We start from the raw sequence: 3686 nt of genomic DNA on the forward strand, positions 1-3686 counted from the left end.
GTGCTGAGGGGTGCCGGGGCGGCGTCCGGCGCCGATCGTCGCTGCTCCCCGGCGGGGCATGGCCGGGGGGCGGCGGGGGATGCCGGGTCAGCCGTCAGGCACGACACCGGCGGAGAGGTCCGGCGGGGGACGTCAGCGGTTGGCGCCCTGGAGGGAGCCCGTGGTCTGGCCGTCAGGCGAGGAGATCAGGCAGAGGATCTCGCGGTCGCCGTTGGACCAGGACTGCTCGGTCGGGACGTACCACGAGTAGAGCAGCACGGACTCCATGTAGGTGAGGCCGACGAAGGAGGTGAACTCCTCGTCGCACTTGGTCTCGGCCTCGGAGTTCACGGCCTCGTCGCCGGGGAAGGCGCCGTCGGCCATGATGACGCTCGCGTAGACCTCGGAGTCGTGCGGCTGGTCGCAGGAGATGACGGGCACCTCCTGCACCTCGCCGGTCATGGCGGCGTCGTTGAGGCAGTCGCCGACGGCGATGGTGAAGACGTCGGAGTCCTCGGCCTCGGCCGGGGCCTCGTTGCCGGCGGAGGTGTCGGTACCGGCACCGGCGTCGGTACCGGCACCGCCGTTCTGCTGCTGCTGCGGGGCGCCCAGACCGGGGAGGGCGCCGCAGGCCGACAGCGTGACAGCGGCGCCGAGGGCGACGCTACCGAGGGTGAAGGCGCGCAGGTAGGCGCCGAACGGTTGGGACATGACAGAAAGCTCCAAAGCGATTCTGGGGGCTAAGGTGCGGGTAAACATAACAGACCCTTCGGACGACTGACGGACCGTTCCCGACTCGGGCGACATTTCCGCTGGTAGGCGAGTTGTCGGTTTCTCGGGCCGACCCGTCCGTACCGGCGCCGCCAGGCGCCGGTACGGGTGCGTGAACAGCGCGAGGTCACGCAGCGTAGGCGTTCGCCGCCCCGCTCCCGCGCACCCGGCGTGTCCGAACCTCAGACGGAGTATCCCGGCCGCCGGTTCCCCCCATCGGAACCTCCGGCGAACATCCGGCGGACATCACTCGGCCGCGGCCGGGGTCGGCCAGACACGACCGGGCGGACGTCTGGCCGTCTGTGCTAAATTCTGGCCATGCGGTCAAAAAATCAGCCGAGCGGTCGAAAGTCCGATGGTGGCCAGGGCGACCGGTCGTTCATCGAGCAGGCCCGCCGCGCGCAGATCATCGCCGCGGCGATCGGCGCGATCGCCGAACTCGGATTCGCCGGCGCCTCCCTGGCCCGCATCGCCGAACGCGCCGGGATCAGCAAGGGGGTGATCTCCTACCACTTCGCCGGAAAGGACGAGCTCATGGAGCAGGTGGTGGAGCGCATCTACACCGACGCCGCCGAGCACACGGCGCCTCTGGTGGCCGAGCAAGCCACCGTCGCCGCCAGCGTGCGCGCCCACATCCTCGGCGCCGCCGAGTACATGCGCGGCCACCGGGACCAGCTGATCGCCCTCGGTGAGATCTTCAACAACCTGCGCACCCCGGACGGCAAACCGCGCTTCGGAGCGCACAGCAGCGAGCCCCTGTACCAGGCCCTGGAGGCCCTCTACCGGGCCGGCCAGGCCAGCGGGGAGTTCCGCGCCTTCGACACCAGGGTCATGGCCGTCACCCACCAGGCCGCGGTGGACACCATGTTCGGCTACTGGACGGCCTACCCCGAGCACGACCTGGAGGCACACGCCCGGCAGCTCGCCGACCTCCTCCTCAACGGCGTCCGAGCCCCCGGCGCCGACTGACCCCCGACCCCTCGAACAGCGAAGAGGCCCAGCCCATGGTCGAACAGACCCGGCCCCCCGAGACCGCCCCCCGCCCCGCGGCGGCACGCCCGCGGCTCGCCTTCATCGACAACATCCGCGTCCTGCTCACCGTCATGGTCGTGCTGCACCACGTCGCCGTGACCTACGGCAACATCGGCCTGTGGTTCTACGCCGAGCCGGCCGCCGACCCCTCCGGAACCGCCCTCGACGGCCTCGTGGTGTTCAACCAGGCGTTCTTCATGGGGTTCTTCTTCCTCATCTCCGGCTACTTCGTCCCCCGCTCCTTCGACCGCAAGGGCCCCCGGGCCTTCCTGCGCGACCGGGCCGTCCGCCTCGGCATCCCCCTGCTGGCCTTCCTGGTCCTGCTGCGGCCGCTGCTGACCACCGACACCTACCGCGCCCTCCTCGCCGAGGGCCGCGAGATGCCGTACTGGTTCTTCTACCTCGTCTCCTGGGACCCCGGGCCGCTGTGGTTCGTCGAGGTACTGCTCGTCTTCAGCCTCGGCTACGCCCTCCTCCGCCGGATCCGCACCCGACGCACCGGCACCCCCGCCACGCCGCCGCCCGCGGCCCGCGGCACCGCCGGCCCCGGCCCGCTCGCCGTCGTCGGCTTCGTCGCCGCACTCACCCTCGCCACCTACCTGTGGCGCATCGTCAACCCCGCCCCCTACTGGCCCGTCGTCGGCCTGCCCAGCCCCCAGTTCCTCCCGCAGTACGCCGCGCTGTTCACCGTCGGCGTCCTCGCGGCCCGGCGCGGCTGGACCGGACGCGTCCCGCGCGCCGCCGGCTGGACCGGGTCCGCCGTCGCCGCCGCCAGCGCCGCCGCCGTCCTGCCGTTCATGGCACAGCTCTCCGCCGGCGCCCCCGGCTCCTGGCAGAGCCTCGCCCTCGCGGCCTGGGAGAACACCTTCGCGGCCGGCGCCATCCTCGCCCTGCTCGCGCTCTTCAGCGCCCGCTTCGACCGGCAGGGCCGCCTCAGCCGCTTCCTGTCCGACAACGCCTTCGCCGTCTACGTCCTGCACGCACTCGTGCTCGTCGCCCTCGGCCACGCCCTCAGCGGCTGGCAGGCCGTCGCCGTCGCCAAGTTCGCGGTCGCCGGACTGCTCGCCGTCCCGCTCTGCTGGGGACTGGCCGCTCTCGTCCGCACCGTCCCGGCCGCACGGCGCGTCCTGTGACCGCCCCCGAGCGGGAGGACCCCGCCCACGTGCTGCGCGGCAAGGTCGCCCTCGTCACCGGCGCCGGCAGCGGCATCGGCGAGGCCGTCGCGCGGCGGGTGGCCGCACGCGGCGGGCACGTCGTGGTCGCCGACATCGACGCCGGCAACGGCCGACGGGTGGCCGACGCCGTCGGCGGCCTCTTCGTCCACACCGACGTCGCCGACCCCGACGCCAACGCGGCGGCCGTCGCCGCCGCCGTCGAGCGCCACGGCCGCCTCGACATCGCCCACCTCAACGCCGGAACCGGAGCCGGGACCCCCGGCCCCGGAGCCGAACTCGACGTCGAGGCGCACCGCCGCGGCGTGCGCGTCAACCTGGACGGCGTCGTCTTCGGCGCCCACGCGGCCGCGCCCGCCCTGCGCGCGGCCGGCGGCGGAGCGATCCTCGTCACCTCCAGCCTCGCCGGACTGATCGCGGCCCCCGGCAACGTGACCTACGCCGCGACCAAGCACGCCGCCATCGGCGTGGTCCGCGCGCTGGCGCTCTCCCTGGCCGAGGACGGCACCACCGTCAACGCGCTCTGCCCGGGATTCGTCGACACCCCCATGGTCCGGCCGCTGCTCCCCGCACTGGCCGAGCGGGGCGGCACCATCGAACTCCTCACCCCCGACCAGGTCGCCGACGCCGCGGAGCACGTCATCGCGGGCGGCGGCACCGGAGCCGCCTGGGTCCTCACGGCCGGCGCGCCGCCGCCCGCGATGACGTGCTCCGCGGCGTCGGCGACCTGGT

The 3686-nt window shown here is 73.4% G+C and carries 4 protein-coding genes; 3 read left to right on the forward strand and 1 reads right to left on the reverse strand.

The window, feature by feature from the left end; all coding sequences use genetic code 11:
• Nucleotides 1-132: 132 nt before the first annotated feature.
• On the reverse strand, nucleotides 133-690 hold the full coding sequence (locus DEF28_RS25890) for a septum formation family protein (RefSeq protein ID WP_158562922.1): 558 nt from the start codon (nucleotides 688-690) through the stop codon (nucleotides 133-135).
• A gap of 378 nt (nucleotides 691-1068) precedes the next feature.
• On the opposite strand from DEF28_RS25890, the gene DEF28_RS25895 reads away from it, so the two are divergent.
• The 3 genes from DEF28_RS25895 to DEF28_RS25905 all read left to right on the forward strand — a co-directional run.
• Nucleotides 1069-1719, forward strand: a complete 651-nt coding sequence (locus DEF28_RS25895; RefSeq protein WP_114400905.1) for a TetR/AcrR family transcriptional regulator — start codon at nucleotides 1069-1071, stop codon at nucleotides 1717-1719.
• A gap of 35 nt (nucleotides 1720-1754) precedes the next feature.
• Nucleotides 1755-2915 (forward strand): acyltransferase family protein, encoded by a 1161-nt coding sequence (locus DEF28_RS25900; RefSeq protein WP_114446252.1) that lies wholly within the window; start codon nucleotides 1755-1757, stop codon nucleotides 2913-2915.
• Nucleotides 2912-3686, forward strand: a 775-nt coding sequence (locus DEF28_RS25905; protein WP_233515550.1) for an SDR family NAD(P)-dependent oxidoreductase, incomplete at its 3' end; no start/stop codon positions are given. The genes DEF28_RS25900 and DEF28_RS25905, both read left to right, overlap by 4 nt.

The organism is Marinitenerispora sediminis, from assembly GCF_003336425.1.
Taxonomy (GTDB): domain Bacteria; phylum Actinomycetota; class Actinomycetes; order Streptosporangiales; family Streptosporangiaceae; genus Marinitenerispora; species Marinitenerispora sediminis.